Below are 2,329 nucleotides of genomic sequence, written 5' to 3'. Positions count from 1 at the left end.
TGCTTGCATGCGTCGGTAGAGGCGTCGGGCCAGTGCGCGCTTGAGCGATCGGCGGATCTCGCGGCGGGTCTTGCCGCGGGCGGTCGCGGCGGCCTGGTAGGCACGGGTCTCGGCGTGGCAGCGGACGCGTGTGATTGCCACTGTGTGCAGCGCCCGGTTCAGGTCGCGGTCACCGCCGCGGTTGAGCCTGTGCCGGATGCGCTGGCCGCTGCTGGCCTCGAGTGGTGAGGTTCCTGCCAGCGCGGCGAAGGCCGCTTCGTTGCGGACTCGCCCGCGGTGAGACCAGGACACCAACAGCTGTGCCGCGACGACCGGGCCGACTCCGGGCTCGGCGAGAAGCGCGGGGCCGGCCGCATGTTGGGCGACTAGCGACGCCAACTCTGGGTCGAGCTCGTTGGCCTGGCGCTGCAGGAACCGGACCCTGGCGGCGATCGAGCGAAGCGTCGAGATCGTCACCCGGTGCTCGACCTCGGCGCCAGGCGGTGTCTGCAGAGCCTCGATCCGACCGGGCTGGCGCGCTAGTGACAGGCCGCGCAGTTGGGCGCGCAGATGCTCGGGGGCGACGATGATCAGGCTCTTCAGCTCGTTGATCGCTTTGGTCCGGCTGACCAGCACGGCGGCCCGGGTGGCCAGGACCATCCGCAGCGCTTCGCGGAGCCCCCTGGCTCGAGGCAGGGTTTGAAATTCACGGGCCAGCGCCGTTCGGGCGGCGCGCACGGCGTCGATGTGATCGTTCTTGGCGCCGCGGGCGCGCTTGGCGGCGCCCACCTCGACCACGGCTTCACCGGCCTCGGCCAGGGTCTGGGCGAGCCCGGCGGCGAAACTCCCGGTGCCCTCCAGCGCCCAGACTCGCTGTGGGGGCGCGTGTTCGTCGGCCCAGGCCAGCATCCGTGCGTAGCCCGGGCCGTCGGCGGCCTCGACGAGGTGGGCGCGGACCCCACCGGTCGCTGTGTCGAGTACGACCAAGTCGATGGTGTCCCGGTCGGGGTCACCGCCGATGACGTAGCGGTACTGCTCTGCCAGCATGGCCATGCGGTTGTCCTCTCAGCAGGGCGAACGCGTCGGCGTCGGCCTGGATGGAGGTCACTGGTCGCGGCAGCACTGTGAGGGGTCACGCCCATCGGGCGGACAAGCTCCTGATCAAGCCAAGACGAGTGGGCCAGGCCGGCGCCAATGACCCCGGAGGACGAGTCCAACGCAAGGCGCGCATCATCGCCGCGGCCAGTATTCTCGCGAGTCACTCCGGGATCACCGGTACCGAGCCTGGCAGCGGACCAGGCCAGAACCGCCGAACGACACACTCACAGTGTTCTCGTTCGTCGGTCGTTGCCAGGGCGAGTGGGGGTCGGCGAAGAACACCTTCGTGCCCGTCTCGAGCGCGAACTGGGCGTGTCCGGAAAGCTCTTTGCCGCGATCCCAGGTGAGCGTCTTGCGGAGCTGTTCGGGCAACGTCGTCATCGACGCGGCAAGGGCGGTGTTCATCGCTGCGGCGCCGTATCCGCCCAGCGCGGGACCGTTCTTGACCGGCGGGATCTCACCCCAGCCCTCCAGCCGCGGCAAGTGCACCAGCAGGGTCGAGCGGCTCTTGCGTTCCACGACCGTGCCGATCGCGGAGCGACCGGTGCCGATGATCAAGTCGCCCTCCCAATGACCGGGAACGGCACGGTCCGCCGCCTCTGCAGGGCGTTGAGCGAACACGACCTCGGAGGTGACGTGTCCTTGCGGGCGATTCTGCGCTCGAGCCCGCGGCTGCCGTAGCGCACGGCCTGTTCGCAGGCAGGAGACGAGTTCGCGTGTGAGCGCGCCACGGCCCTGGATGAACAGCGACTGGTAGATCGCCTCGTGGCTGATGCGCATGGACTCATCATCCGGGAAATTGAGCTTCAACCGGTGCGAGATCTGCTCCGGACTCCACGCGGTCGCCCACCGCCGATCCTGCCGATGCGGCTTGTTAAGCCCTTTCCATGCCGGCGGCTGCGGCCCTACGACGATGCTGCCGTCTGGCCGGCGCACGCTCCCGGCGAGCCGCTCCTGCACGTACTCCCGCAGCCTGTCGTTGATCGCGAGCTTCGCGGTCTTCGGTCGCTTCGCCGCCTGCTGGGCCTTCCACTGCGCCACCAGCGCTCGGTACTCCGGCTTCCCGCTCCGCGTGGCCGCGTTGCGGCGCAGCTCGCGAGAGACCGTCCCGGGATCGCGACCGATCCTGCGCGCGATCTCACGCACGCCCATCTTCTTGGCGCGCAACAGTGCGATCTCCTCGCGTTCCTCGAAGGACAAGTAGCGGCCGCTGGGCTCGGCCAGTGAGATCGGTGGCCTACCGCCAGCGTGG

General features: G+C 69.5%; 1 protein-coding gene and 1 pseudogene. Both read right to left on the bottom strand.

From position 1 onward, the window contains the following. Window positions 1-1,032, bottom strand: a 1,032-nt coding sequence (locus tag ABD324_RS37065) for an IS110 family RNA-guided transposase (protein ID WP_344428579.1), incomplete at its 3' end; no start/stop codon positions are given. A 273-nt stretch (window positions 1,033-1,305) separates the two neighbouring features. After that, window positions 1,306-2,329, bottom strand: a pseudogene (locus ABD324_RS37060) (IS30 family transposase); the annotation flags it as partial.

It is taken from the genome of Pseudonocardia ailaonensis (assembly GCF_039531635.1).
Taxonomy (GTDB): Bacteria; Actinomycetota; Actinomycetes; order Mycobacteriales; family Pseudonocardiaceae; genus Pseudonocardia; species Pseudonocardia ailaonensis.
This window is presented reverse-complemented; position numbering and strand designations above follow the sequence as displayed.